The 24321-nt window shown below is 65.2% G+C and carries 27 protein-coding genes; 18 read left to right on the top strand and 9 right to left on the bottom strand.

Features of this window, described 5'->3' with window-relative positions:
• Nucleotides 1-697: 697 nt before the first annotated feature.
• Genes KHP60_RS11945 through hemP form a run of 4 tightly spaced genes read right to left on the bottom strand, consistent with a single transcriptional unit; the run spans nt 698 to nt 3641 of the window.
• The gene (locus KHP60_RS11945) at nt 698-1516 is read right to left on the bottom strand and encodes a heme ABC transporter ATP-binding protein (RefSeq protein WP_213564323.1); all 819 of its coding nucleotides are present in this window, start codon (nt 1514-1516) and stop codon (nt 698-700) included.
• Entirely contained in the window at nt 1513-2592 is a 1080-nt protein-coding gene (locus KHP60_RS11940) for an iron ABC transporter permease (protein ID WP_213564321.1), read from the bottom strand. Before KHP60_RS11940 ends, KHP60_RS11945 begins: the two co-directional genes overlap by 4 nt.
• Nucleotides 2589-3458, bottom strand: coding sequence for a hemin ABC transporter substrate-binding protein (locus tag KHP60_RS11935; RefSeq protein WP_213564318.1), 870 nt, complete (start codon nt 3456-3458; stop codon nt 2589-2591). Before KHP60_RS11935 ends, KHP60_RS11940 begins: the two co-directional genes overlap by 4 nt.
• A 12-nt stretch (nt 3459-3470) precedes the next feature.
• Nucleotides 3471-3641, bottom strand: a complete 171-nt coding sequence (gene hemP, locus KHP60_RS11930; protein WP_311924976.1) for a hemin uptake protein HemP — start codon at nt 3639-3641, stop codon at nt 3471-3473.
• A gap of 403 nt (nt 3642-4044) precedes the next feature.
• Here hemP and KHP60_RS11925 point away from each other — a divergent pair, with 403 nt between their 5' ends.
• From KHP60_RS11925 to KHP60_RS11910, 4 genes are all read left to right on the top strand, one after another.
• Complete coding sequence (locus KHP60_RS11925) at nt 4045-4383, top strand: antibiotic biosynthesis monooxygenase (protein ID WP_213564316.1); 339 nt, start codon at nt 4045-4047, stop codon at nt 4381-4383.
• 5 nt (nt 4384-4388) lie between these two features.
• Nucleotides 4389-4895, top strand: a complete 507-nt coding sequence (gene hutX, locus KHP60_RS11920) for a heme utilization cystosolic carrier protein HutX (RefSeq protein WP_213564313.1) — start codon at nt 4389-4391, stop codon at nt 4893-4895.
• Nucleotides 4896-4924: 29 nt separating this feature from the next.
• Nucleotides 4925-5680 carry a HugZ family protein gene (locus KHP60_RS11915; RefSeq protein WP_213564300.1) on the top strand — a complete coding sequence of 252 codons (756 nt, stop codon included), beginning with the start codon at nt 4925-4927 and terminating at the stop codon, nt 5678-5680.
• 129 nt (nt 5681-5809) lie between these two features.
• Complete coding sequence (locus KHP60_RS11910) at nt 5810-6724, top strand: YihY/virulence factor BrkB family protein (protein WP_213564298.1); 915 nt, start codon at nt 5810-5812, stop codon at nt 6722-6724.
• Here KHP60_RS11910 and KHP60_RS11905 read toward each other — a convergent pair.
• Nucleotides 6721-6885, bottom strand: a complete 165-nt coding sequence (locus KHP60_RS11905; protein WP_213564296.1) for a hypothetical protein — start codon at nt 6883-6885, stop codon at nt 6721-6723. The genes KHP60_RS11910 and KHP60_RS11905 overlap by 4 nt on opposite strands.
• Nucleotides 6886-7263: 378 nt before the next feature.
• On the opposite strand from KHP60_RS11905, the gene KHP60_RS11900 reads away from it, so the two are divergent.
• Nucleotides 7264-7746: an Hsp20 family protein gene (locus KHP60_RS11900; protein ID WP_213564293.1), complete on the top strand. Its 483-nt coding sequence runs from the start codon at nt 7264-7266 to the stop codon at nt 7744-7746.
• Nucleotides 7747-7823: 77 nt separating this feature from the next.
• Nucleotides 7824-8339, top strand: a complete 516-nt coding sequence (locus tag KHP60_RS11895; protein WP_213564290.1) for an Hsp20/alpha crystallin family protein — start codon at nt 7824-7826, stop codon at nt 8337-8339.
• A gap of 71 nt (nt 8340-8410) precedes the next feature.
• On the opposite strand, the gene KHP60_RS11890 is transcribed toward KHP60_RS11895, so the two are convergent.
• Nucleotides 8411-8962, bottom strand: coding sequence for a sigma-70 family RNA polymerase sigma factor (locus KHP60_RS11890; RefSeq protein WP_213564287.1), 552 nt, complete (start codon nt 8960-8962; stop codon nt 8411-8413).
• 321 nt (nt 8963-9283) lie between these two features.
• Here KHP60_RS11890 and KHP60_RS11885 point away from each other — a divergent pair, with 321 nt between their 5' ends.
• The 10 genes from KHP60_RS11885 (at nt 9284) to KHP60_RS11840 (ending at nt 18237) form a co-directional block, all read left to right on the top strand.
• Nucleotides 9284-9685 (top strand): response regulator, encoded by a 402-nt coding sequence (locus KHP60_RS11885; protein ID WP_213564284.1) that lies wholly within the window; start codon nt 9284-9286, stop codon nt 9683-9685.
• A 106-nt stretch (nt 9686-9791) separates the two neighbouring features.
• Nucleotides 9792-10259 (top strand): hypothetical protein, encoded by a 468-nt coding sequence (locus tag KHP60_RS25475; protein ID WP_213564274.1) that lies wholly within the window; start codon nt 9792-9794, stop codon nt 10257-10259.
• Between the two features lie 115 nt (nt 10260-10374).
• Nucleotides 10375-10989 (top strand): ribonuclease D, encoded by a 615-nt coding sequence (locus KHP60_RS11875; RefSeq protein ID WP_213564272.1) that lies wholly within the window; start codon nt 10375-10377, stop codon nt 10987-10989.
• A 174-nt stretch (nt 10990-11163) separates the two neighbouring features.
• Nucleotides 11164-11865, top strand: coding sequence for an LPS export ABC transporter periplasmic protein LptC (gene lptC, locus KHP60_RS11870; protein ID WP_213564270.1), 702 nt, complete (start codon nt 11164-11166; stop codon nt 11863-11865).
• On the top strand, nt 11862-12503 hold the full coding sequence (locus KHP60_RS11865) for an LptA/OstA family protein (RefSeq protein ID WP_213564269.1): 642 nt from the start codon (nt 11862-11864) through the stop codon (nt 12501-12503). Before lptC ends, KHP60_RS11865 begins: the two co-directional genes overlap by 4 nt.
• A 32-nt stretch (nt 12504-12535) precedes the next feature.
• Entirely contained in the window at nt 12536-13399 is an 864-nt protein-coding gene (lptB, locus tag KHP60_RS11860; protein ID WP_213564268.1) for an LPS export ABC transporter ATP-binding protein, read from the top strand.
• Between the two features lie 87 nt (nt 13400-13486).
• Complete coding sequence (gene rpoN, locus KHP60_RS11855; RefSeq protein ID WP_213564267.1) at nt 13487-14911, top strand: RNA polymerase factor sigma-54; 1425 nt, start codon at nt 13487-13489, stop codon at nt 14909-14911.
• 117 nt (nt 14912-15028) lie between these two features.
• A complete protein-coding gene (gene hpf / locus KHP60_RS11850) occupies nt 15029-15601 on the top strand; it encodes a ribosome hibernation-promoting factor, HPF/YfiA family (RefSeq protein ID WP_213564265.1) in 573 nt (190 codons plus the stop codon).
• Nucleotides 15602-15691: 90 nt separating this feature from the next.
• Nucleotides 15692-16150, top strand: a complete 459-nt coding sequence (gene ptsN / locus KHP60_RS11845; protein ID WP_213564262.1) for a PTS IIA-like nitrogen regulatory protein PtsN — start codon at nt 15692-15694, stop codon at nt 16148-16150.
• A 98-nt stretch (nt 16151-16248) separates the two neighbouring features.
• On the top strand, nt 16249-18237 hold the full coding sequence (locus KHP60_RS11840; protein ID WP_213564260.1) for a methyl-accepting chemotaxis protein: 1989 nt from the start codon (nt 16249-16251) through the stop codon (nt 18235-18237).
• Nucleotides 18238-18259: 22 nt separating this feature from the next.
• Here KHP60_RS11840 and KHP60_RS11835 read toward each other — a convergent pair whose 3' ends face one another.
• The 3 genes from KHP60_RS11835 to KHP60_RS11825 form a co-directional block, all read right to left on the bottom strand.
• Nucleotides 18260-18982, bottom strand: coding sequence for an SIMPL domain-containing protein (locus KHP60_RS11835; RefSeq protein WP_213564258.1), 723 nt, complete (start codon nt 18980-18982; stop codon nt 18260-18262).
• A 206-nt stretch (nt 18983-19188) separates the two neighbouring features.
• On the bottom strand, nt 19189-20274 hold the full coding sequence (locus KHP60_RS11830) for a polyamine ABC transporter substrate-binding protein (RefSeq protein ID WP_213564247.1): 1086 nt from the start codon (nt 20272-20274) through the stop codon (nt 19189-19191).
• A gap of 98 nt (nt 20275-20372) precedes the next feature.
• Nucleotides 20373-21527 (bottom strand): aminotransferase, encoded by a 1155-nt coding sequence (locus KHP60_RS11825; protein WP_213564245.1) that lies wholly within the window; start codon nt 21525-21527, stop codon nt 20373-20375.
• 965 nt (nt 21528-22492) lie between these two features.
• Here KHP60_RS11825 and KHP60_RS11820 point away from each other — a divergent pair.
• Together KHP60_RS11820 and KHP60_RS11815 are read left to right on the top strand one after the other, a co-directional pair.
• Nucleotides 22493-23497: an iron ABC transporter permease gene (locus KHP60_RS11820; protein WP_213564242.1), complete on the top strand. Its 1005-nt coding sequence runs from the start codon at nt 22493-22495 to the stop codon at nt 23495-23497.
• Nucleotides 23494-24279, top strand: a complete 786-nt coding sequence (locus KHP60_RS11815) for an ABC transporter ATP-binding protein (protein WP_213564239.1) — start codon at nt 23494-23496, stop codon at nt 24277-24279. The genes KHP60_RS11820 and KHP60_RS11815 overlap by 4 nt, the downstream gene beginning before the upstream one ends.
• Nucleotides 24280-24321 lie beyond the last annotated feature (42 nt).

Genomic DNA, 24321 nt, shown 5'->3' with positions numbered 1-24321 from the left:
ATGTTCTCGCTTTGTTCTTGACAATCGTCCTAAGCTTGGCTATGGGTTGGAGGTCTGGTCTCACGAGGGACGCGCCCGAGGCGTCGGTCGAAGGAGACCGGATACGGTTCTGACAGGTCAGGGGAGTCGCACCCTCTGGCAGTCAGGGGCCTGAGTGGAGGATGCAGGGCAGACGACCTGTTCGGGCAGGCGCCTGTCTCTGGCCTTCCAAGCCTCGCCGGCACCGGCGCACCTGGGGCTGCGCGACAAGCCGCGCCGTAGCGCCCTCTGAGGGTTCGTCCCTGACGGGCTGGAGCGCGAGGCTCAGGGCCGAAAAGCCGTGCGCGGGAGGCGGGTTGGCTTCCCGTCCGGGCGGATCTCCCGTCCCGACTCCCTTCGCGCGCTCCGCTGGAGCGGCGAGGCACATCCACGTCCCGCGCTTCCCTCGACTTCCGAGACCAAGCCNAAAAGCCGTGCGCGGGAGGCGGGTTGGCTTCCCGTCCGGGCGGATCTCCCGTCCCGACTCCCTTCGCGCGCTCCGCTGGAGCGGCGAGGCACATCCACGTCCCGCGCTTCCCTCGACTTCCGAGACCAAGCCTAAAATCGCCACTCTGCAAAGGGAGGGATGCAAAGGCATGTCCGAAGGACCGGCCCATCAGGCCATCGCGATCCCCGCACAAGGCGGCGACGCAATGGAGATGAACGTCCGGCCGGTCTCTCAGGGCGCTCCTGTTGCAAGGGGACGCGTCGCCGTAGGGGCCAGCGTCCAGGGGCTCGGCGGCAAGATGGGCGAGACCAGGCTCACGCCGAAAACCTCCGTGATCAATTCAGGCGTAAGAACCGACTCTGGCCGGCCGCGGGTGACGAGGCGGCCTCCACGCATGAGGACGAGATCATCGCCGATGCCGGCAGCGAGCTGCAGGTCGTGCAGCACGGCCACGACCGCGAGCCCGTCCTGCGCGAGGCTCTTCGCTGTCTGCAGCAGGGCGAGCTGATGTCTGAGATCGAGGCTGGCGATGGGCTCGTCCAGAAACAGCACCTGCCGGGTCTCGACGGTCCGGCCTGCCTGCAGCTGCGCCAGCACGCGGGCGAAATGAACCCGCTGCCGCTCTCCACCGGAGAGTGTCTGATAGTTGCGGTGGCCGAGATGCGCCACGTCGGCCTGCTCGAGCGCATCGAGGGCGATGCGCTGCCGCTCGCCGCGCGACAACCCACGCCCGATGCCCTCGACCCCGAGGCAGGCGACCTCGAAGACCGTGAAGGGAAAGCTGAGGTCCGAGGCCTGCGGCATCACCGCCCGGCCGTGCGCGAGGCGCCAGGGTGGAATGGAGCGCAGGGGTCGGGCATCGAAGCGAACCTCGCCTTCCGTCGGAGAGATCTCGCCCGACAGGACGCGCAGCAGCGTCGACTTGCCGGCACCGTTGGGGCCGATGACGATGGTGAAGGAGCCGCCTGCGATGGACAGGTCGGCGGCCTCGATCAGCATGCGTCCGCCGCTGCGGTAGGAAATGCCTTTTGCTTCCAGAAGCGGACTCATAGGGCGACGCCTCCCTGGCGACGGAGCAGGAGCCAGAGGAAGAACGGCGCGCCGATGGCGGCCGTGAGAATGCCGATGGGCAGTTCCGCCGGCGCCGCGATGGTGCGCGCCACCGTATCGGCGGCGACGAGCAGCGCTGCTCCCAGAAGGGACGAGGCCGGCAGCAGCATCCTGTGATCGGCGCCTGCGACAAGGCGCAGCACGTGCGGCACGACGATCCCGACGAAGCCGATCATGCCGGCAGCCGCAACGGACGCCCCGACGGCGATCGCCACGAGCAGGATCGCGATGGCCTTCACCCGCTGTACCGGCACGCCGAGATGAAAGGCTTCTGCCTCGCCCAGGGACAGGGCGTTCAGGCCCCGCGCCACGAAGGGCATGGCGAGAAGAGTCGGCAGGATGAAGGGCGCTACGGCCGTCACCTTCGTCCAGGTCGCGCCGCTCAAGGAGCCGAGAGACCAGAACGACAGGTCGCGCAATTGCCGGTCGTCGCTGAGATACGAGAACAGGCCCATGGCCGCACCCGCGAGCGCCCCGAAGGCGACGCCGGCGAGCAGCATGGTGGCCATCGAGGTGCGCCCGCTGCGGGTCGCCACGAGATAGAGGCCCAGCGTGGTCAGCAGGCCGCCCGCGAAGGCACCCACAGGCAGGGCGCTGAAGGGTAGGGGACCGAGGAGCGGCGTGAGCAGCCTGTCGCCGAGGGTGATCGTCGCGGCGGCGGCGAGCGCCGCTCCGGCCGAGACGCCCACGAGGCCGGGATCGGCCAGCGGGTTGCGGAACAGCCCCTGCATCAGGGCGCCCGAGGAGGCGAGCGCCCCTCCGATCAGCAGCCCGAGCAGCAGGCGCGGCAGGCGCACCTGCAGGATGATCAGCGCATCACCTCCCGTCGCGACGCGTCCGGTCAGCGCGTCCGCCACGACGGAGAGGATGCGGGACACCGGGACGCCCGTTGCGCCGAGGCCCAGGCCCAGGAAGCTCACCAGGACGAGCAGCACCGCGAGCGCCGTGAACAGAATCATCCTGCGATCGTGCAGGATGGAGCGGAAATCGTCCCGCTCCAGGGCTAGCGCTGTCATGGCTTGGCTGCGACGACCTGATCGGGATGCAGCGCCACCATCAGCTCGCCCGCCGCGGCGGGCGTGCGAGGGCCGAAGCCGAGAAGATAGAGCGAATCCATGACGATGAGACGGTGCTGCGCCGCTGCGGGTGTCGCCGCGAAAGCGGGATAGGTGAAGGGATCGGACGCCGCGCCGCCGGGACCGTGATTCATCATCACGACGGCTTCCGGAGCCGCCGCGATCAGGCCCTCGTCCGACAGGGGCTTCCAGCCGGTAAGGGACGATGCGACGTTGGTGGCGCCGGCGAGCGCGAACATGGCATCGGCGGTCGTTCCCTGCCCACCGACGAGCGGCCGCCCGTTCTGGAGCGACAGGACGAAGAGCGCCTTGGCCGGTCGCGTCACCCGCGCCCGGGCCTCGGCCAACCGGGCGAACCCCCTCTCGATCTCGACGATGAGGGCGGCGCCCTTCTCGGCGGCATTCACCGCCTTGGCGATCACCTCCACCCGCTTCGCAATTCCCGTCGGGCTCGGCTCGTCCGTGATGCGGATGATCGGAACCCCGGCCTGCTCGATCAGGCGCAGGGCATCGGGCGGCCCTGCTCCCTCCGAGGCGATGACGAGGGTGGGGTTGAGAGACAGGATCCCCTCCGCTCCGAGCGCACGGACGTAGCCCACATTGGCTTTTGTTTTCAGCGCCTCTTCGGGATACAGGCTCGTGGAATCCACGCCGACGATCTCATCGGTGCGGCCGAGGCGGTAAAGGATCTCCGTGGCGGCTCCCCCGACGCTGACGATGCGGTGCGCGGGTTCGGCGCGAAGCCGCGATGCAGCGAGCAGGATGAGCGGTGTCAGGAGCAGCGTGCGGCGTGACAGGACGGGCATGAGGGCGGCTTTCTATTTGGTGAGGATCAGTTTGCCGTTGGCCGTGATCCGCAGGCGGTAGCGCTCGCCCCTGTGAACGAGAACCACTTCGCGGCCGCCCCCGAGCAGGCTGGCGACGTCGATCTCTTTAGCGGGCATCGCCCGGTCGCTTTTGATGTCCACGGGCGAAGACGGGTCGCGCACGGCTGTCTCCAGATTTTACTTATTCTAACTTGGCGAATATGGTTATCTCATGAGTATTCGTAGTTTAGAATGGTGTAAAACTACGTTCATCAGAGTTGATGTTGACGCAGTTACTTGATTTGGATATCGGATGTAAACCCTTCTCTACACAGAGAGGGCGAGATAGCCAGCCAGTGCGGAGCCGACTTCTGCGCAAGCCAGCCAATCGGCAAGAATAGCGATGTGAAAGACCGGGATCGTCGGGATGGGGACCTTCCTGCGCGAAGGTCCCCGCGCGTCGACGTCACCCCTCGCCCTTCCGATCGTGGCGCAGCCGGATCATGGCCGCTCCGGCTTCCGGCCGGGGGCAGTCGTGACACTTGCAAGACCCGAACCATTCCACCCGGCACGGAGACAGTTTTCGATGTTCATCGCCATGAACCGCTTCAAGGTCCTGAAGGACGTCACCCAACAGTTCGAGCAGCGCTGGCTGACCCGCGAGAGTTCCCTGCACGAGCTCGACGGCTTCATCGAATTCCACATGCTGCGTGGGCCGGAGCGTGAGGACCACGTGCTCTATTCCTCGTATACACTTTGGATCTCTCAGGCCCATTTCGAAGCCTGGACACGCTCCGAGCAATTCCGCATCTCCCACATCCGCGCCAGTAGCGGCACGGACAAGCCGATGACTCTCTCGCATCCGGAATTCGAAGGCTTCGAGATCATCCAGACCATCGGCCGCATGCCCACGGCGGCGGAGTGAGCACGATGTCATCGATGGACGACCTGATCCGGCAGGATCTCGCGGCAAGGCCGGATGGAATTCTCGAAACGGTCGCGGAGGAGCGCGGTATTCCCATGCAGGCCGTGTTGGACTGCCTGAGTCCGGAGAATGCTCGACGCGTCGCCGGCACAGGCTTCGAGGAGATCTGGCAGGAGCTGACGGGCTGGGGCGAGATCACCTTCGTGGTCCACACCCGCGATGGGGTCTTCGAGTGCAAGGGCAACGTTCCGCCCGGCACCCTGGGCCGCGGCTATTTCAACATCCACGGCGACAGTCCGATCGGCGGGCATCTGAGGATGGACCGCTGCCGGTTCGTCTATTTCATCGACCGGCCGTTCTTCGGCAAGCGCTCCTGCTCGGTGCAGTTCGTCAACGAGGACGGCGGCGTGATGTTCAAGGTCTTCGTCGGCCGCAACGAGGACCGCAGCCTCAAAGCGGACCAGCTCGTCCGGTTCGAGGCGCTTCGCGAACGGCATCGTCAGGGTGTATAACCCTGACGCCGAGAGCCGGAGGATGCGAGATGGCGAAGGACCCGATTTTGCCCGTCGATGACGAAGCTCGCTCCCTTGCAAAAAGATTGATGCGCACCGCCCGCTCCGGTGCGCTTGCCACCCACGAGGCTGAAAGCGGCATGCCGTTTGCGAGCCTCGTTCAGGTGGGAACGGATCTCGACGGCTCTCCCGTCATTCTCACCTCGCAGCTCTCGATGCACACTAGGCTGATGGAGGCTGATTCGCGCTGCTCCCTGCTTCTCTCCTCCATCGGCAAGGGGGATCCGCTCGCGCATCCGCGCCTGACCGTGCAGGCCACGGCAGAACGGCTCGACCGGGAGGCGGAGGATGTGAAAAGCATCCGCCGCCGCTATCTGGTGCAGCATCCCAAGGCCGAGCTCTATGTAGACTTTCCGGATTTCAGCTTCTGGCGCCTCAAGGTCGCATCCGGCAGCCTCAATGGCGGCTTCGGCCGGGCCTATCGCATGACCGCGGAGGACCTCCTCACCGACATGTCCGGATTTTTCGATTTCTACGACTTCGAAGCCGAGGCCGTCGATCACATGAACGTGGAGCACAGCGACGCGGTCGCGCTCTATGCCACCCAGCTCTGTGGTGCCCGCGAGGGTGCATGGCATCTGATCGGGATCGATCCCGAAGGCGTCCAGATGGCCCTGAGCGACGAAATCCTGCGCCTATCCTTCCCGAAGACCCTGACGGGACCGCACGAGGTGCGCCCGATGCTCATCCGCCTGGCGAACGAGGCCCGGAGCCGGATCTCGTAGGGGATGGCCGGACCCCACCATGGGCGGGACACCATGGGCCTTGCCATGCATCGCTCTTGACCGCATCAAGAGAACGGATCGCGCAACGCCGTTCGCACGGTCTGCGGATCCACGCTTGCCAAGCCCACCATGCGACTAATCTCTCTCCCGCCCCGCGCCCGATCGATCTTCGTCGCCATGGCCGACGCGGGATCAAGCTTTGCGCGCAACGACGGCCTGGCCATGGCAAGCCATGTGGCCCTCTCGCTCGTCATTGCCCTGTTTCCGTTCCTGATCTGCGTCGCCGCTCTCGCGGCCTTTCTCGGGGCCGGGCGTATCTCGACCCATATCGTCCACCTGCTCTTCGATTTCTGGCCCGAAGGGGTCGCCGGTCCCCTGGCGCGGGAGGCCGACAAGGTCCTGATCCCACGGCGGAACGTGCTGACGGTCAGCATCGTCCTGACGCTGCTCGTCGCCACCAACGGCGTCGAGAGCCTCCGGGTCGCCCTGTGCCGGGCTTACGGTGTCGAGCGGTTCCGGCCCTGGTGGCAGGCAAGGCTCATCGGTGTGGGATTTATCCTGATCGGCGCGGGGGCGCTCGTCGCCTCCTCGGTCCTGGTCGTCCTGTGGCCGTCGATCTGGCGCTGGGCCTTGTCCTACATGCCGGATCTCAAGGGCCTCGGCCCGACCTATGACGTGGTTCGTTACGGCCTAGCGTCCATCGTTCTGGTGGTAGGCCTGTCCGCCACCCATCTCTGGCTGCCCGATACCCGCCCGCGCTCGTGGGATGTGGCGCCCGGCATCGCGGCGACCCTAGTCCTCTGGCTCGCCGGAGCGAGCCTCTATGGCGAGTTCCTCGCCAACATGACCCACCTGAAATCGACCTATGCGGGTCTCGCAGGCATCCTGACGGCCCTGATCTTCCTCCAGATCTCAGCCGCAATCTTCATCTTCGGGGCTGAGCTCAACGCTGCCCTGCGCCGTCAGATCCGGTCCGGCGACGATGCCCGCAAGGTCTTTCCCGAATCTGCCGACAGTGAGCAGCTGTCCGTATCGCAGCCTTAGGAGCTCACGCCTTCGTCCCGTTTCCTTTCGCAATCACGCTTCGGGGTCTGCTGCGGAGCCTGTTGCTGCTGGGCAATGAGCGGATCGTCGCGAGAGATCTCCGTCGCATGGGACGGAACGGCGAAGGCTGTCAGTACGACAAGGGAGAAGATGCGAAGCATGGACTGTCTTTCCTTGGTCGAAGCGTCTCGATGCCAGAGCATCGAACCCGAAAGGGGAAACCAAGTTTGGCATCCACTTTTGGCATTCATATGACCTCCCTTCTTGGCTGACGGCATCGTTCGACTGGGAAAACCGGATCCATCTTGCGCTGACGCGGCCCTTCGGGCCCGCACGACGCGCCAGGGGAAGCGAGCCGGATGCCGGGCTTGGTCGCGTGCATCGCTGTCGATGTCGATCAGGTGTGGATCACCCTCTTGAAATCCGGAAAAGGCGTTACTAAAATCAATATTGCCGAGGCCTTTCAATGGCTTGGCATTGCGGGCGCCGGCGGGTGTCCGGCGCTCTCACGTCCATGTTGCTCAATGGAGGATATGGTAATGAGATCAGCTTTCGACTTCTCTCCCTTGTACCGCTCGACGGTCGGCTTCGACCGGCTGTTCGACATGCTCGACCAGTCCGCCCAGGTCGAGCCCATGACCAACTGGCCGCCCTACAACATCGAGAAGGTCGGCGAAGACCAGTACGTCATCACGATGGCCATTGCGGGCTTCTCTCCCGATGAGATCGAGCTCACGCAGAAAGAGAGCCAGCTCCTCGTGGTCGGCCAGAAGAAAGGCTCCGAAGAGGGTAAGCAATATCTGCATCGCGGCATTGCCACCCGCGCCTTCAGGCAGACCTTCAATCTTGCCGATCATGTGAAGGTCGTGGCTGCGGGCCTCGAGAACGGTCTGCTGACCGTCGAGCTCAAGCGCGAGGTGCCCGAAGCGCTCAAACCGCGCCGGATCGAGATCAATGCCGGCGCCGCGGCGACGCCTTTGGGCCGGCATCCGCAGCAGATCGAGCACGGCAAGGCTGCTTAGGATCAGCCGCCTTTTTGGCAGCGCCGGTGTTGCGCCGGCGCTGCGCCTGAACGCCTGAGTGAAAGGAGGACGACACCATGAACATGCGCGATCTCATTCCCTGGGGTCGCAATCAGCAGACGACCCCGAGCCGCTACCGCGATGAGGGCGATCCCTTCCTGACCCTCCATCGCGAGATGAACCGGCTCTTCGACGATGTTTTCCGCGGTTTCGATATGGTTCCCTTTGGCGGCATGAGCCGAATGGCCGGCTGGCCGCATATGGAAGTCGTCGAGAACGACAAGGATGTTCGGATCTCGGCCGAGTTGCCGGGCCTCGAGGACAAGGATGTCGAAATTCTGATGGGCGACGGCGTGCTCACCATTCGCGGCGAGAAGAAATCCGAGATCGAGGATAAGGAGCGCGCCTTCAGCGAGCGCACTTACGGTCGCTTCGAGCGCCGCATCCCGCTGGCTTGGGAGGTCGAGGAAGACAAGATCGATGCCAGCTTCAGGAGCGGCGTTCTCACCCTGACCCTGCCCAAGTCGGCTGAGAGTCGTCCGGAGGCGAGGCGCATCACCATCAACCGCGGCGGCGAGGAAACCAAGCACTAATAACGGGTGCGGGCGCCCGGACAGCCGGGCGGCGCCCGCATAGGCATCGATGTCCGGGTGTTTTGATGCGCTCAAGGCGAGGCATGCATGAACAGGGCGGCTTTGACCAGATTGTCGGGGCCGAGATCGTCGTCGGCGTGGAAGTTCAGCATTTCCGACAGGCGGTTGCGGGCGCGATTGATCCGGCTCTTGATGGTCCCGATATTGGTGCCGCAGATCCGCGCAGCGTCCTCATAGGATAAACCTTCCGCACCGACGAGCAGAAGCGCCTCGCGCTGATCGACCGGGAGTTTGCTCAAGGCCTTGAGCATATCGGTGAAATCGAGCCGCGCGCCCTGCTCGGGCATCACCGCCACCTTTTCGGCCCACGATCCTTCCGGATCCTCGACCTCACGCTTCCTCCGACGGGTCTGGGTGAGGAAATCGTTGCGCAGGATCGTGAAGAGCCAGGCCTGCATGCTGGTGCCGGGCTGGAACTTATCGAGATTGCTCAGACCCTTGAGCAACGTGCTCTGGACGAGATCGTCCGCCTTGTCGACGCTGCCGGAGAGGGAGATGGCGAACGCCCGCAGATGCGGGATGGCATTGAGCATCTGCTGCTTCAGGGAGTTTTCGACTGACACTCTTCCAACTCCTCAGATTCGGACCCGTAAGAAGAGCCTCCCCGGACACTTGCCGCATTAACCTATGCGAAGCCTGGCGCTATTCGGCGTTCAATCCTGCAAAAGACGTTGGAATCCTGGAGAAGCAGGCGAGGCCATCCCTCTTACAGCCATGTTTTTCAAGGATACGACCAGTCGTCGCCTGATTTTACAGCCAAGACTTACATGCATGAATGAAACAGGCATTCGGCTGATCTAGACGTCTCTCATGACGGCGCCCGCCAATCGGATCCCACATCGGAACCTGCCCGCTGTGAACCAAGTCACCGGATAATGGACATCATGGCTCAAACTCGCTGCATGATCGTAGAGGACCAGGCGCTGATCGGCATGTCCCTGGAAGCGTTCCTGGAGGAGGCCGGCTTCGAAGTGGCAGGCATCTTCATGAGCAATGTCCAAGCCTTGAAATGGCTCGAGGATGATGCGCCGGATGTCGCCATTTTGGATATCATGATCAGAGACGGCACCTCCGTGGAGATTGCCCGTGCGCTGAAATGCCGGGGCGTGCCCTTCGCCGTCTATTCCGGCCTGCCATCGAAAGCGGATTGCCCGCCGGAATTGCAGAACGTGCCCTGGCTCGAAAAGCCCGTCAGCCGCGAAACCCTCCTGGGCGTTCTCGGCGGCCTTGCCCGACCCGAAAAGGAGGGCATCGTCCTGAACCCAGAACTGTCCGTAAAGCCTTGAGGCGATGCCGTTCCCGCATCGGCTCACAGGCATGACGCGAAAGACAAATGCGGAACATCGAGGCTTGGCATCCCGTTGTCATCGAAGTTCCTCTCTGGAGGGTGCCATGGGCGTTTCCTTCAAAACTCTGATGGCTGCGGGCCTTATTCTTACTGGTGCCGTAGCGGTCCAACCTGCTCCGGCCGAAGCCCAGCCCCTGTGGGGTCGGTATCAGGGCGATGGCTACGCTCCACACGGATTGCGACAACGCTACTATGCTCCGCGCTACTACGGAGGCGGTCGATCGGTTTATTACGGACCCCGCCGCTCCTACGGCTATGGACCCCGCCGCTTTTACGGTTATGGCTATCCTTACGGCTATTACCGGCGTCCCAATTACGGCGGCGCCATCGCGGCCGGCGTGATCGGCGGCCTTGCCCTGGGTGCGATCGCGAGCGCGGCGGCCAATCCCTATTACGGTCCAGGTTATTACAGGCCGGCCTATTACGCTCCTCCGAGATGCGTCTTCGAGCGCCGCCGCGTCGTCAATCCCTACGGCCGCGTGGTCGTACGCCGGATCCGGACCTGCTATTGAACCTGCCTCAATGGCGAGAATCCGGAGAGCCCCGCCCATAGCGGGGCTTTTCTCGTCCGTTGAAGACGTCGCCGAGACAGGTTAGAGGCATGTTCAGCGCATTTTTGGATTTGTCATGACAGTACGCTTCCATCGCGGCGACCTGCCCGCTAGTTACAAGCCCGGTCCCGCGATCGCCATCGACACCGAGACCCTCGGTCTCAATCCGCATCGGGATCGGCTGTGCGTGGTGCAGGTCTCGACCGGGGACGGCACGGCGGACGTGGTGCAGATCCTCAAGGACGGGCCTTTGCCGGAGAACCTGATCCGCGTGCTCTCCGACGAGAGCGTGCTCAAGATCTTCCACTATGCCCGCTTCGATCTCGCGGTCATCTTTCACACCTTCGGCGTCATGCCGCGCCCGATCTACTGCACCAAGGTCGCCTCGCGGCTCGTGCGCACCTATACCGATCGCCATGGGCTGAAGGAGCTGGCGCGCGAGCAGCTCGGGGTGGAACTGTCGAAACAGCAGCAATCCTCCGATTGGGGCGCCGAGACCCTGACGACGGCCCAGCTCGATTACGCCGCTTCCGATGTGCTGCATCTTCATGCCCTGAAGGACAAGCTCGACCGTCTGCTGGAGCGGGAGAACAGGCTCGGCATCGCCCATCAATGTTTCAGCTTCCTGCCGACCCGCGCCCAGCTCGACCTTCTCGGCTGGCCGGATACGGATATTTTCGCCCATTCTTGACGCACACTTAAACTTTCCCGCATAAAACCCATATCCGTCATAACATCGCCATGTCCCTCCGGCATGGCGCCGTGCCGATGGTCAGACGGCGATGGACGAGACGGAAGGGGTTGGACGAAATTGGCGGAAATCCAGGGCACCACGATGCGTGATGGCCCGACCTCGAGGTCGGCCGTGCGGTCGCGCGCCTTCAACAAGGCTCGTCGCCATTCCCGCTGGGTCCGCTTTGCCAAGATCGCCATCCCCCTCGGCGCCCTGGTGGGCATGGCCGGCGTCGGCGTCCTGGCCTATTACAACCCGTTTCAGCAGATCGAGAACCTGAGCTTCGACTCCATCGGGGTGAGCGGCACCAACGTCACCATGGAAAGCCCGAAGCTGACCGGCTTCAAGAACGACAACCGTCCCTACGAGGTGACCGCCAGCGCCGCCACGCAGGACGTGCGCAAGCCCGACCTCGTGCAGCTCAAGGATCTCAAGGCGCGCATCGTGACCGACGAACGCGGCAGCGTCGCAAGGCTCCAGGCCGATTCCGGTGTCCTCGACACCAAGAGGGAGCAGATGAGGCTGCGCCAGAACATCGTGGTCACCACGGATGCCGGCCATGAGGTCAAGCTCCGTACGGCCTTCGTAAGATTCAAGGCCGGTTCGGTGGTCTCCAAGGATCCGGTCACTGTTTCCTTCGGGAACGGCACCATCGAGGCGGAGGGGCTCGATGTCACGGACAACGGCAAGATCATGAGCTTCAAGGGCCGTGTCCGCACGGTCATTCAGCCCTCGTCGGATTCCACTCCCTCCTCCTCTCCGGACGCTGCCGGCACGGGCTCCACGGCTCCTTCCCAGGCTCCTGCACCCCAACAGACAAGTATCCGTCCATGATGAGTCTTACACGCGCCGCCCTGGCCATCGCGCTTCTCTCCCCGGTTCCGATGCAGGCCGCCTGGGCCCAGGCCAGCAAGGAGCGCGCCGTCGGCTTCGGCAATTTCGGCTCCAGCAAGGAGCCGATCAAGATCGATGCCAACAAACTCGACGTCTTCGACAAGGAAGGCCGCGCGGTCTTCACCGGCGATGTGGTGGCGGTTCAGGGTGAGAGCACCATGAAATGCACGGTCATGACCGTGTTCTACGAGCAGCGGGACCAGAACGGCGGGCAGGCCGCGCCGGCTGCGCAGGCCGCCGACGACAGCGCGATCAAGAAGATCGACTGCAAGGGGCCTGTCACCATCGTGTCGCGCACCCAGGTCGCGACGGGCGAGAACGCGACCTTCGACCGGGGCTCCAACAAGATCATGCTGACCGGCAACGCGACCTTGAGCGACGGTCCGAACGTCACCAAAGGTGAGCGGGTGCTCTACGACATCAATACCGGCGTGGCGAATATCGAAACCACGCCCGGCGGCCGCGTGAGGGCGCTGTTCGTGCCCGGTCAGGGCGGGCCTGCCCAGACCGGCGCCGGCGGAACGCCGGCCGCAGGTGCGGCCAAGCCGAAGCCTCAGCAGAGGCCGGCCACGAACTAGAGCGGGGGGCTGTCTCCCGCTTTTCCCTTTTCATGATCGACGATGAGCCTGTGAAACCGCTTTTCAACCGTTCTCAAACCGGTCCCTCCGACGTGAGCCTCCTGGAACCCCATCCCGCCGGGTCGGGCCCGCATGCCTTTCATCGTGCCGGGAGCGAAGCCGTGTTCGGCGGTCCCGGGATCCTGGCGGTCAAGGGCCTGCAGAAGAGCTATCGCGGCCGAACCGTGGTGCAGGACGCAGGACTGAACGTGCGCGCGGGCGAGGCCGTCGGCCTGCTCGGACCCAACGGCGCGGGCAAGACCACCATCTTCTACATGATCACGGGCCTCGTCGGCGCCGATCGGGGCGTCATCAGCCTGGACGGGCACGACGTGACGGGCCTGCCCATGTATCGCCGCGCCCGTCTCGGCATCGGCTATCTCCCGCAGGAAGCCTCGATCTTCCGCGGCCTCAACGTGGAAGACAACATCCGCGCCGTGCTCGAGATCGTCGAGCCGAGCCGCAAGGAGCGCGAGCGCAAGCTCGATGCCTTGCTCGACGAGTTCAACATCACGCGTCTGCGCAAATCGCCGTCCATCGCGCTCTCGGGCGGCGAGCGCCGCCGCTGCGAGATCGCCCGGGCGCTCGCGGGCGAGCCGACCTTCATGCTCCTCGACGAGCCCTTCGCCGGCATCGATCCCATCGCGGTGGGCGACATCCAGAACCTCGTGCGGCACCTGACCCGGCGCGGCATCGGCGTGCTCATCACCGACCACAACGTTCGCGAGACGCTCGGCCTCATCGACCGTGCCTATATCATCCATTCCGGTCGCGTTCTGACCGAGGGTGCGCCGGATGCCATCGTGTCGAACGAAGAGGTGCGCCGCCTGTATCTGGGCGAGGACTTCCGCCTTTAGAACCTTTCCCTTTTGACCCGGAAGAGCGCACGCAGTAAAACTGCGGCGGCACGCAAGAAGCATGCCTAAACGCTTCCGGGTGCGTTCATGAGCGCGATGCAGCGGCTGGAGCTGCGTCAGGGCCAGTCCCTGACGATGACTCCTCAGCTTGTTCAATCCATCAAACTGCTGCAGCTCTCCCATGCGGAGCTCGCCGCCTATGTGGAAGCCGAGCTCGAGCGCAATCCCCTCCTGCAGGAGGGCGAGGCACCGGCCGATGCATCCGTGCCGAGCCTCGCCGATTTCCTGCGCGCCAAGCAGAAGGCCGAAGCCGCGGGGCCGAGGATCGTCCCTGGCCCGCCGCCATCGCGGGGGGCTGCCGTGCCGGCGTCATCGGGACAAGCCGCAACCGCAGGCCACAGCGAGCTCAAGCCCGAGATGGGGGATGTGCTCGCCCGGGCAACGAGCCTGAGCGAGCATCTGGAGGCGCAGCTCGAACTCGCCACCGTCGATCCGAAGCTTCGCATGATCGGCGAGCACCTGATTCACAATCTCGATGAGGCCGGGTATTTCACCGAGGATCTGGTGGAATTCTCGGCCCGGCTTCGGGTTGCCCCCGAGGAGGCCGAGGCTGCCCTGCGGCTGATCCAGAGTTTCGAGCCGTCCGGCGTCGGCGCACGGGACCTGGCCGAATGTCTGGGCATTCAGCTGCGCGAACGCGACCGGCTCGATCCGGCGATGCAGACCTTCCTCGCCCATCTCCATCTCGTCGCCCGGCAGGATTTCGCCGGCCTGCGAAAGGTCTGTGGCGTCGACCAGGAGGATCTCGCCGACATGCTGGCCGAGCTCCGCCGCCTGGAACCCAAGCCTGGCCTGGCCTTCACGCCGGCTGCCATCGACGTGCTCGTGCCCGACGTGCTGGTGCGGAGCGCCTCCGACGGCAGCCTTAACGTTGAGCTCAATCCGGAAACCCTTCCCCGAATCCTGCTGAACCGGACCTATTATGCCGAGGTCGCGAAGGTGGTGCGCAAGAACGAGGACAAGAGCTTTCTCTCCGACTGCCTGCAGACCGCAAGCTGGCTGACCCGCAGCCTGGACCAGCGCGCCAAGACAATTCTGAGGGTCGCCGCCGAGATCGTCCGCCAGCAGGAGCAGTTTTTCAAGGAAGGGGTCGCCTCTCTGCGCCCCATGACCCTCAGGAGCGTGGCCGAAGCCATCGGCATGCACGAATCCACCATCTCCCGGGTGGCGGCGAACAAGGCGATCGGGACCGGGCACGGCACCCATCCGATGAAATTCTTCTTCAGCGCGGCCACCGGGGAGGGCGAGCATTCGGCCAAGGCCGTTCGTCACCGAATCAGGCAGGTGATCGATTCCGAGAGCCCGACCGATGTGCTCTCGGATGAGGCAATTGCCCAGAAATTGAAAGCGGACGGGATCCAGGTCGCCCGGCGCACGGTCGCGAAATACCGGGAGGCTCTGCGTATCCCGTCCTCGGCGGATCGGCGCCGAAGGCACAGGCTGAAGGCCTGACCTGTCCGATCGACGCCATTTCAAGGCTTGCATTGGTCCCCATTCGGATCATCATCGTGTCCAAGCGCCACCCTGAAGGATCGCAGCGAAGCGACGGCGCAAGAGGAGGAGAACACGATGACATTGAGGGTGTCGGGGAAGAATCTCGATATAGGCGAGGCCCTTAGGTCTCAGGTCCAGGATCGGGTGGCCGGTGCGCTCTCGAAGTATTTCGACGGTGGCTATTCAGGTCATGTGACCGTCACCCGCGATGGCACCGGCTATCGAACGGATTGCGTGCTTCACCTGACTTCGGGCATGACCCTGGAGGCCTCCGGGGCCGCCCAGGACGCCTATGCGAGCTTCGACCAGACGGCCGGCCGAATCGAGAATCGCCTGCGCCGCTACAAGCAGAGGCTGAAGGGCCGGTCCGGACCGGCCTCCGGTCGCGCAGGCAACAGCCTCGAAATGGCCTATTCCGTCCTGGAGGCCCCCAGCGACGAGGCGGTCGAGGAGGAGGCCTATCATCCGATGGTGATCGCCGAGACCACCAAGCCTCTCCACAAGCTCTCCGTCAGCGACGCTGTGATGCAGCTCGATCTCACCGGAGCGGCCGCTCTCGTGTTCATCCATGCTAGCACCGGCCGCATGAACGTCGTATACCGCCGCGGCGACGGAGCGATCGGTTGGGTCGATCCGCCGCTCGCATAGCCTTGACGGGGAGCTACCTCTTCTTGGCCCGGTTCTTGCGTGGAACGGTGAGAGGCCTTCCAGGCTTCACATCATAATGTGGCGTGATCGATGCCTTTGCTGGATTTTCTAGACCCTCGGGCCGTCTTGCCCGCCTTGCGCGTCAACGGCAAAAAGCAGGCCCTTCAGGAACTGGCCTCCCAGGCGGCCCGGCTCACGGGTCTTCCCGACGGAGCCATCTATGAGGCTCTCCTGCAGCGCGAGCGCCTCGGCTCGACCGGAATTGGCGAGGGCATTGCCATTCCCCACGGCAAGCTGCCGGGCCTGACCCGCATCTTCGGCCTGATCGCAAGGCTCGACAAACCGGTGGATTTCGAGGCCCTCGACGCTCAGCCGGTCGATGTGCTCTTCCTGCTTCTCGCTCCCGAAGGGGCCGGAGCCGATCACCTGAAGGCCCTGGCGCGGGTCGCGCGCGTCCTGCGAGAGCCCGGATTGATCGAAAGGGTGCGCGCCACACGGGACGCCACAGCGCTCTATGCCATCATGACCGAACTGCCAAAGGCGGCTTAAACCGCACTGCGGTAAGCGGATTTCTAACCTAACGTAAATCTCTCTTTAACACGTCCGCCCCAATCTTGCCGCAAAGTCCTAAAGGGGGATTCGGGGGAATGTCGTCTCTTGCTCGTGTGAGGCGGCCGTCGGTGCGGGTGCGTGTCGCTACTTTGAGTGGCGTCATGGTGCTCGGCTTTGCGGTCATCGGTGCGGTGTTTCAGACGGGCCGCAATGAGGTCGACCAGGCGCTGTCGGCGCAGCAGACCTATTCCGCCCTGGCCGAGAAGGCCAATCAGTTCCGCGGACGGGCCGATGCTCTGAAGGTCAAGGCCGGGGAATGGACGGCGAGCCGCCTCAGCCATCACGGCCAGGCCTTCATCGATCAGCAGAAGGCCCTCGCCACGCAGCTCGACGACATGAGCACAGCCACCGGTGCCGGCCTGATCGAGCCCGAGATCACGGCTCTGAGGCAGCACGCGGCCGCCCTGATCGGCCAGGGCAACGCCCTCAACAAACTCTATGCCGCCATCGGCAGCAAGCCCGACGAAGGCGCGCAGGGACGCCTCCTCAGGGCAGAAGCCAATCTTGAAAAGCTCGTGCGCCCCCTGACCGGCAGCGGCGAGGCCATCGCCTGGCGCCTCTGGGCGGCCATGCTCGGCATGTTCAATCAGGAGGCCCGCGCCCGCATCCTGCTCGAGGAGAGCATTCTGGGGGCCTTCGAGGTCGAGCAGGGCCGCTTCGCACGCGCTCTGGCCCAGCTCTCCGGCGACCCGAAGGACAAGGCGGTGATCGAATCGGCGAGCGTTTCGTTCCAGGAGGCCTTTCATGCCTGGGGCGAGCTGGAGCAGCAGGTCTCCGGCCAGGGCGAGAAGCTGATGGGACAGTTCGATCTGCTCGTGCCCGTTCTCGACCAGCTCCTGGCCAAGGTGCGCGCCGAGGCCCACAAGACTGAAGAGCAGCTCATTGCGTCCCAGCATCGTACCTTCACGCTGATCCTGTGGACGATGGGCGCCACACTGCTGTTCGGCCTGATCCTCAATTTCATCGTCGGACGCTCGATCTCCCTGCCGCTGACCCGCCTCCAGCAGGCCATGCGGCGGCTTGCCGACGGCGATGCGGCGAGCGAGATCCCCTTCACCGGTGCCACCGACGAGATCGGCGCCATGGCCCGTACGGTCCTGGTCTTCCGCGACAACGCCCGCGAGCGCGAGCGGCTGACGCAGGAGCGCGAGGGCATGGCGGCCGTCGACGCCGAGCGGGCCCACGCGATTTCCAATGCGATCATGGCCTTCGACGCCTCAGTCGAGCAGATTCTTGCGGAAGTCCGGCAGGTCACGGGCGATCTCGCCAAGGCCTCCGGGCAGCTGGAGGGATCGGCCAATCACGTCACCCGCCAGGCGGAGATCGCGGGTGCCGCGTCCACCCGCACGGCGCACAACATGTCGGCGGTGGCGAGCGCCGCGGAGGAACTCGACGCCTCCCTGGCCGAAGTGGCCGCCCAGACCAACGCCTCGGCACAGGCCTCCGAGCGTGCGGTGGCGGAAGCACGGGGGGCCTCCGGCAGCATGTCGACGCTCTCGACGGCGACCTCGCAGATCGGCGAGGTGGCAAACCTCATCCGCTCCATCGCCGCCCAGACCAACCTGCTGGCGCTCAACGCCACCATCGAGGCCGCGCGGGCCGGCGAGGCGGGCAAGGGCTTTGCCGTGGTGGCGAGCGAAGTGAAGGACCTCGCCGGCCAGACCGCCAAGGCGACCGAAGAGATCGCCCGGCAGATCGAGGCCGTGCAGGCGGCCTCGCGCGAGACGCTGGTGGCGCTCGGCACCGTGCAGGCCTCCGTCGAGGATCTGGCCGGGGTCGTGTCCACGGTGGCGGGAACCGTCGGCCAGCAGACGGCAGCCGTGTCCGAGATCGCCCGTTCCGTGGCTCAGGTGTCCACGGAAGCCCGGGCCGGCACCTCCGCCATCGAGACGACGCAGGGCGTCGCCTCCGAGTCTCTCGATGCTGCCCGGAACGTGGCGGATCTCTCGGTCGCGCTGGAGCAGCAGGCCCAGCGCCTCGGCGCCGAGATCGGTCAGTTCCTCGCCAGCGTCAGGGCGGCTTAGGAGTTGAATCGGCCAGGGAGCCTCAGGGCGTCCCGGCCATCTCCCAGACGAGCTGGACGTTGGCCGTGTAGCGGATCGTGGCCGGCGGCACGATCGGAACCGACTCGGCCCCCTTGGCCATCGCCATGGACATGCGCATGTCCGGCTGCGGCTCGAAGGGTTGGGCCGAGCCGTCCCGGATCTCGAGAAGACGGCCCAGGGAGACGCCGGCCGCCGCGGCATAGATCTCCGCTTGTCGGCGGGCGTCGCGCACGGCCGCCTCGCGGGCCCTGTCGCCGCCCTCTTCCTGCTTGTCGAGGCCGAAGGTGACCGACTGGAAGGTCATGTCGCCGCTCGCCAGGATCTCGCCCGCCAGGCGCCCGACGCCGTCGAGGTCGCGGGTGGTGATCCGGAGCTGGTGGTTGGCCGAGAACTTCGGGGTCTTCGTTTCCTTGCCGTCCGGGCCGACCTGCTGCGGCGTCTGGAAGACCTGGAAGTTGGCGGTCCGAATGTCCTCCCGCTTGATGCCCAGGCCCTGGATGCGGGCGAGAACCCGCTCCGTGGCCGTGTTGTTGGCGGCGGTCGCCTGCGCCACGGTGTCGGCCTGCGTCGCCACGGTCACATGGATGCGGGCGAAGTCCGGCTTCAGCTCGGCCTCGCCCGATCCCATCACGCTGATCGTCGGCTGGCGCGGCGTGGGAGCCTGGGCGAGCGCCGGGGAGGCGAGACTCAAGGCTGCAAGAGCGGCGGCAACGGCAAGGCGCATGGGGAAACGTCCTTCTTCACAATAAAAAGCCCCACCGAAGCATCGAATGGGCCCCCAGAGTGGACACCACTTTTGGGAGCCATTCGATGCTCATTTTACACTGGCGCATCTTTCTTCGCGGAAAACCGGATCCACGTTTCCGCACGATGCGCCAAGGCGGAGCTTTAGGGCCTCGCGACGATGCCCGAACGAACCTGAGCGGCGGATTAACGGCCGGTCTTCACTCTGGTCCAGAGCCGGGTGACGGTGCGCTGCGAACGCTCGTCATAGGCCGTGTTGGTGAAGAGGCGCTTCATGGTGGCCTCGTCCGGATAGATGCCGGGATTGTCGAGGATCGCCTTGTCGATGTGCTGCTTGGCCGCGAGGTTGCCGGACGCATAGGACACGAAGTTGGTGTTCATGGCGGCAATCTCAGGACGCAGCATGAAGTTGATGAATTCATGCGCCTCGGCGGCGTTCTTGGCGTCCGCCGGGATCGCGAAGCTGTCGAACCACATCAGCGCCCCTTCGCGCGGAATGACATAGCCGACCTCGACGCCGTTCTTGGCCTCTTCGGCCCGGTTCTTGGCCTGGATCATGTCGCCCGAATAGCCCACCGCCACGCAGATGTCCCCGTTGGCGAGCGCGTTGATGTATTCGGAGGAATGGAACTTCTGGATGTTGCCGCGGATGCGGAACAGGGCGTCGCCCGCCTTGTTCAGATCCTCGATGCGCTTCGAATCCGGGTTGAGCCCGAGATAGGCCATCACGCCGGGGAAGAGATCCTCGGGTGAGTCGAGCATGTAGATGCCGCAGGCCTTCAGCTTGGAGGACATCTCCGGCTTCATCACCAGGTCCCAGGTGTTGAGCGGCACGTCGCCGAGAATCTCCTTGACCTTCTTGACGTTGATGCCGATCCCGGTGGTGCCCCACATGTAGTTGACGGCATATTGGTTGCCCGGGTCGAACACGGCCAGACGCTGCGTCACCTCCGGCCATTGGTTGGCGAGGTTCGGCAGCTTCGCCTTGTCGAGCCTCTGGAACACCTTGGCGCCGATCAGACGCTGCACGAAGGGGCCCGAGGGCACGACGATGTCGTAGCCGGACTTGCCGGCGAGAAGCTTGGTCTCGACGATCTCGTTGTTGTCGTAGGTGTCGTAGACCACCTTGATCCCGGTCTGCTTCGTGAACTCGTCCAGCGCCTTGGGATCCACGTAGTCGGACCAGTTATAGACGTTGACCACGCGTTCCTGGGCGGTGGCGGCGGTGACGAGGCTCAAGGTCAGGGCAACCGAAGCGAGAAGACGGAACATCAGGGTGGGACTCCTGGGATTGAGAGTGGCAACGGGGGCAGGCTAGGAAATTCTCGGCAAAGAAACAATGTCCGAGTTGTCGCCAGCGCTGCCGGGGCTCAGGCTGCCTTTCTGATCGCCTTCGCCAGGCGCTCGAGGCCTGCATCGAGGGTGGAATCCTTCTTGGCGAAGCAGAAGCGCACCACGTTCTTCACCGCGCCTTCGGCATAGAAGGCCGAGACCGGGATGGCCGCCACACCGTGCTCCATGACGAGGCGGTGGCAGAAGGCGATGTCGTCGGTTTCCCCTAAGGGCGCGATGTCGATGTTGAGGAAGTAGGTGCCCTGGCTCGGGATGACCTGGAAGCCGAGGGTGTTCAGCCCTGCCGTGAAGCGGTCGCGGCTGCGCGCGAAGTTCGTCCGCATGCCGTCGAAATACGCATCGTCCTTGGCCAGTCCGTAGGCCACCGCGGACTGCAGGTTCGGCGCCGTGGTGAAGGCGAGGAACTGGTGCGATTTCGCCAGCACCTTCATGATGGGCGGCGCGGCGCAGACGAAACCCACCTTCCAGCCGGTGAGGCTGAAGATCTTGCCCGCCGAGCCGATCTTCACCGAGCGCTCGCGCATGCCCTCGAGCCCCAGCACCGTCCGGTGCCGACGGCCGTCGAAGACCAGGTGCTCCCAGACCTCGTCCGAGATCGCGATGGCGTCGAACTTCCGGCAGAACCGGCTCAGCAGTGCCAGATCCTCGTCGGAGAACACGGTCGCGGTCGGGTTGAGCGGATTGTTGAACACCACCGCCTTGGTCTTGGGCGAGAAGGCTTTCGAGAGAGCCTCCTCCGTCAATCGGAAATGCGGCGGCTGCAGGGTGACGAATTTCGGCACGCCGCCGGCGAGCCGCACGAGGGGGAGATAGGCGTCGTACATGGGCTCGAACAGCACCACCTCGTCGCCCGGCTCCACGATGCCGAGGATCGCGCCCGCGAGCGCTTCCGTGGCGCCGGATGTCACCATCACCTCGGTGTTCGCATCGAGATCGACGCCCTGCCAATGCTGGTAATGGGCCGCGATCGCGGAGCGCAGCTCCGGGATGCCCATCATCGACGGATACTGGTTGTAGCCGTTGAGCACCGCGTCCGCCGCCGCCCGCCGCACATCCTCGGGGCCGGGATCGTCCGGGAAGCCCTGGCCGAGATTGATCGCGCCGGTCTCGCGGGCGAGGCTCGACATGACCTCGAAGACGGTGGTGGGCAGGTTGGCGAACAATCGATTCATGCGGTTCTCTCNGCGAGGCTCGACATGACCTCGAAGACGGTGGTGGGCAGGTTGGCGAACAATCGATTCATGCGGTTCTCTCATCGATGGATTGTCGTGGTGTCGAGGTGCTTCGTACCATGGAGCGGGCGAAGATCGAACCGGCAATCCTTTCAAAAAGAGCCAGCACCTGTAGGCCCAGGGCTTGGGAGCCCTGGGCCTACAGGTTGATCGAGCGAGGTGCGACGGGCCGCCCGGTTCGATGACTATGGGTGAGATGGAAGAGCCGGACGGCGCTTCGCACGCGGTACTTTTCAGGCGGACCTCCTGCGCTGTCAGCCCAGGGTCGGCCTCCCGCGATCACAGGCGTGCGAGGCCTGCGGCGGGACCGCTCCCCGCCCCACATCTGCGACGCCTCGCGAGCGCGCTCCCCGTCGGGCCGGGATGAGCACGGGTCTAGCCCAGGTGCAACACAGTGTCATGAACAAAGTGAGAACATAACATCTCGCCTGATCACCCCCTCCACGTCATCACCTCCCCCACGTCATCACCGGCCTCGTGCCGGTGATCCCGATCTGAAAAGCGCCGCGCCTCACAGCATCGGGATGGCCGGGTCAAGCCCGGCCATGACGGGGGCGGGTGTGACAAGGCGGGTGCCGGACAAGGGCAGGTGCGGGACCGGGAGAGTATGACCCAGGACAGTATGACCCAGGACAGCGTCATGCCCCTGAGCACACCCAGCGCAGGGGGAGGGAACCTGCCCCACCGGTGACAGCCCGCACGTGCCCCGCTCGCCTGAGGATGCCGCCTGTGCCGGTTTCCTTCTCCACACGGGAGAGGGAGAATGCATGACACGCATCAGGGGATCTGAATTTTGCTCCTCAGCTCCGGAACGACCCCATGAGGCAAGTTTGTCATCCGGGCATTTCGTGCTCTATCCGGAGGACGCAACGAAGCCGTCAACCAGTCCCTTGCATGTCCGTCGCATGTCCCTCGTCCGGCCTGCCCTCCTCCCCGGGCTGATCGCCCTCATCGGAATCCTGAGTCTCGCCTCTTTGGCGATCGGCCCGGCGCCGATCACGGTACCGTTGGCCCTGAAGGCGCTCGTGTCCGATCAGGGAGCCGCCAGCACCGTGGTGCGGGAGATCCGCCTGCCGCGCACGGTTCTCGCCGTGCTGATCGGCTGGATCTTCGGTCTCTCAGGGGCGGGACTGCAGGGCCTGCTGCGCAATCCGCTCGCCGACACGGCGGTGTTCGGCGCGCCGCAGGCGGCGGCTTTCGGGGCCGTGCTCGTGATCTATTCGGGCCTCATCGGCACCCTGTCCTGGGCCCTGCCCTTCGCGGCGATCGCGGGAGCGCTCCTGTCCATCGCCCTGGTCGTGGCGGTCGCGGGACGAGGGGCCACCATCGTGGTGCTCGTTCTCGCGGGGCTCGCCGTCGGGTCCCTGGCAGGGGCCGGAACGTCGCTGGCCATCAGCCTCTCGCCCAATCCCTTCGCCGTGACAGAGATCGTGTTCTGGCTCCTCGGCTCCTTCGAGGATCGGTCCGTCGTCCATGTGTGGCTCGCCGCGCCCTTCATCCTCCTGGCCTCCGCTTTGATCCTGTGGGCGGCGTCGGGCCTGCGGGCGCTCGCGCTCGGCGAGGATACGGCGCAGAGCCTCGGAATCGACGTGTCGCTCCTGCGGGGCCTGATCGTCGCAGGCGCCGCCATCGGCACGGGAGCCTCGGTGGCGGTCGCCGGCTCCATCGGCTTCGTCGGCCTCGTGGTGCCCCACCTGGTGCGCCCCCTGGTCGGCTACGATCCGGCCCGCACCCTCGTTCCCGCCGGCCTCGCCGGTGCAGCCCTTCTGCTCGCCGCCGACTGCGCCGTGCGCCTCATTCCCTCCGAGACGGAGGTCAAGATCGGCGTGCTCACCGCCCTGCTCGGCGTCCCGTTCTTCCTCCGGGTGATCGCCCGGCGCAAGGCGGAGCTGGTGGAGAGCCCCGCATGATGCGTCTCGAAGCCCGCTCCCTGTCGGTGGATCTCGGTGCCCGCCGGGCTCTCGACCGGATCGACCTGTCCCTGGAGCCGGGCCGCCTCACGGTGATCGTCGGCCCCAACGGCGCCGGCAAGACGACCCTGCTGCGAAGCCTGGCCGGGCTCGCCGAGCCTGCCCAGGGCGACGTCATCCTGAATGGTGCGTCCCTCGCCGGGATGCGCGCCTCCGCACGGGCGCGCGCCATCGCCTATCTGCCCCAGGGCGGCGGCGTGGCCTGGCCTCTGCCGGTGGCAGGCGTCGTGGCGCTTGGACGCCTGCCCCATGGGGAGAAGCCGGATCGCCTGTCGGATGCCGGCCGGGAAGCGGTTGCGGCCGCGCTCCAATCGGTCGGGCTGCAGGGCTTCGCGCAAAGGCCCGCCACGGCCCTTTCCGGCGGCGAACGCGCCCGGGTGCTTCTGGCCCGCGCCCTCGCGACGCAGGCGCCGGTGCTGCTGGTCGACGAGCCCGTCGCCGCCCTCGATCCGCACCATCAGCTCGTCGTGCTCGATGTCCTGAAACAGCGTGCCCGGGCCGGTGCAACGGTGGTCGCCATCATGCACGACCTGAGCCTAGCCGCCCGCTTCGCCGATATGATCGTGCTGCTGAATCAGGGGAAAATCGAAGCCTTCGGTCCGCCGGAAGCGGTGCTGACCGAGGCACGGCTCGGGGCGATCTTCGGCATCCGGGCGCGGGTTCTGAGGCAGGCCGGCAGCCTGGTGGTGGTGGCGGAAAGCCCAATTCCGGACGCCGGGTAACGCCATTTGCGCGCATGCCGCCCGTGACGGTCTTACATTGAC

The sequence above is a fragment of the Microvirga sp. 3-52 genome, from assembly GCF_018383585.1.
GTDB lineage: Bacteria > Pseudomonadota > Alphaproteobacteria > Rhizobiales > Beijerinckiaceae > Microvirga.
The sequence above is the reverse complement of the archived record's forward strand: the minus strand, read 5'-3'. Positions and strand labels throughout refer to the sequence as shown.

Bases quoted from the DNA above. Each gene is read 5' to 3' on its own strand.
- KHP60_RS25475 (WP_213564274.1), top strand. From the start codon at position 9,792: ATGGGCGTTTCCTTCAAAACTCTGATGGCTGCGGGCCTTATTCTTACT.
- KHP60_RS11940 (WP_213564321.1), bottom strand. From the start codon at position 2,592: ATGACAGCGCTAGCCCTGGAGCGGGACGATTTCCGCTCCATCCTGCAC.
- hpf (WP_213564265.1), top strand. From the start codon at position 15,029: ATGACATTGAGGGTGTCGGGGAAGAATCTCGATATAGGCGAGGCCCTT.
- ptsN (WP_213564262.1), top strand. From the start codon at position 15,692: ATGCCTTTGCTGGATTTTCTAGACCCTCGGGCCGTCTTGCCCGCCTTG.
- KHP60_RS11865 (WP_213564269.1), top strand. From the start codon at position 11,862: ATGATGAGTCTTACACGCGCCGCCCTGGCCATCGCGCTTCTCTCCCCG.
- KHP60_RS11895 (WP_213564290.1), top strand. From the start codon at position 7,824: ATGAACATGCGCGATCTCATTCCCTGGGGTCGCAATCAGCAGACGACC.
- KHP60_RS11840 (WP_213564260.1), top strand. From the start codon at position 16,249: ATGTCGTCTCTTGCTCGTGTGAGGCGGCCGTCGGTGCGGGTGCGTGTC.
- lptB (WP_213564268.1), top strand. From the start codon at position 12,536: ATGATCGACGATGAGCCTGTGAAACCGCTTTTCAACCGTTCTCAAACC.
- rpoN (WP_213564267.1), top strand. From the start codon at position 13,487: ATGAGCGCGATGCAGCGGCTGGAGCTGCGTCAGGGCCAGTCCCTGACG.
- KHP60_RS11815 (WP_213564239.1), top strand. From the start codon at position 23,494: ATGATGCGTCTCGAAGCCCGCTCCCTGTCGGTGGATCTCGGTGCCCGC.
- KHP60_RS11925 (WP_213564316.1), top strand. From the start codon at position 4,045: ATGTTCATCGCCATGAACCGCTTCAAGGTCCTGAAGGACGTCACCCAA.
- KHP60_RS11915 (WP_213564300.1), top strand. From the start codon at position 4,925: ATGGCGAAGGACCCGATTTTGCCCGTCGATGACGAAGCTCGCTCCCTT.
- KHP60_RS11945 (WP_213564323.1), bottom strand. From the start codon at position 1,516: ATGAGTCCGCTTCTGGAAGCAAAAGGCATTTCCTACCGCAGCGGCGGA.
- KHP60_RS11910 (WP_213564298.1), top strand. From the start codon at position 5,810: ATGCGACTAATCTCTCTCCCGCCCCGCGCCCGATCGATCTTCGTCGCC.
- KHP60_RS11935 (WP_213564318.1), bottom strand. From the start codon at position 3,458: ATGCCCGTCCTGTCACGCCGCACGCTGCTCCTGACACCGCTCATCCTG.
- KHP60_RS11835 (WP_213564258.1), bottom strand. From the start codon at position 18,982: ATGCGCCTTGCCGTTGCCGCCGCTCTTGCAGCCTTGAGTCTCGCCTCC.
- KHP60_RS11900 (WP_213564293.1), top strand. From the start codon at position 7,264: ATGAGATCAGCTTTCGACTTCTCTCCCTTGTACCGCTCGACGGTCGGC.
- KHP60_RS11820 (WP_213564242.1), top strand. From the start codon at position 22,493: ATGTCCCTCGTCCGGCCTGCCCTCCTCCCCGGGCTGATCGCCCTCATC.
- KHP60_RS11830 (WP_213564247.1), bottom strand. From the start codon at position 20,274: ATGTTCCGTCTTCTCGCTTCGGTTGCCCTGACCTTGAGCCTCGTCACC.
- KHP60_RS11885 (WP_213564284.1), top strand. From the start codon at position 9,284: ATGGCTCAAACTCGCTGCATGATCGTAGAGGACCAGGCGCTGATCGGC.
- KHP60_RS11875 (WP_213564272.1), top strand. From the start codon at position 10,375: ATGACAGTACGCTTCCATCGCGGCGACCTGCCCGCTAGTTACAAGCCC.
- hutX (WP_213564313.1), top strand. From the start codon at position 4,389: ATGTCATCGATGGACGACCTGATCCGGCAGGATCTCGCGGCAAGGCCG.
- KHP60_RS11825 (WP_213564245.1), bottom strand. From the start codon at position 21,527: ATGAATCGATTGTTCGCCAACCTGCCCACCACCGTCTTCGAGGTCATG.
- KHP60_RS11905 (WP_213564296.1), bottom strand. From the start codon at position 6,885: ATGCTTCGCATCTTCTCCCTTGTCGTACTGACAGCCTTCGCCGTTCCG.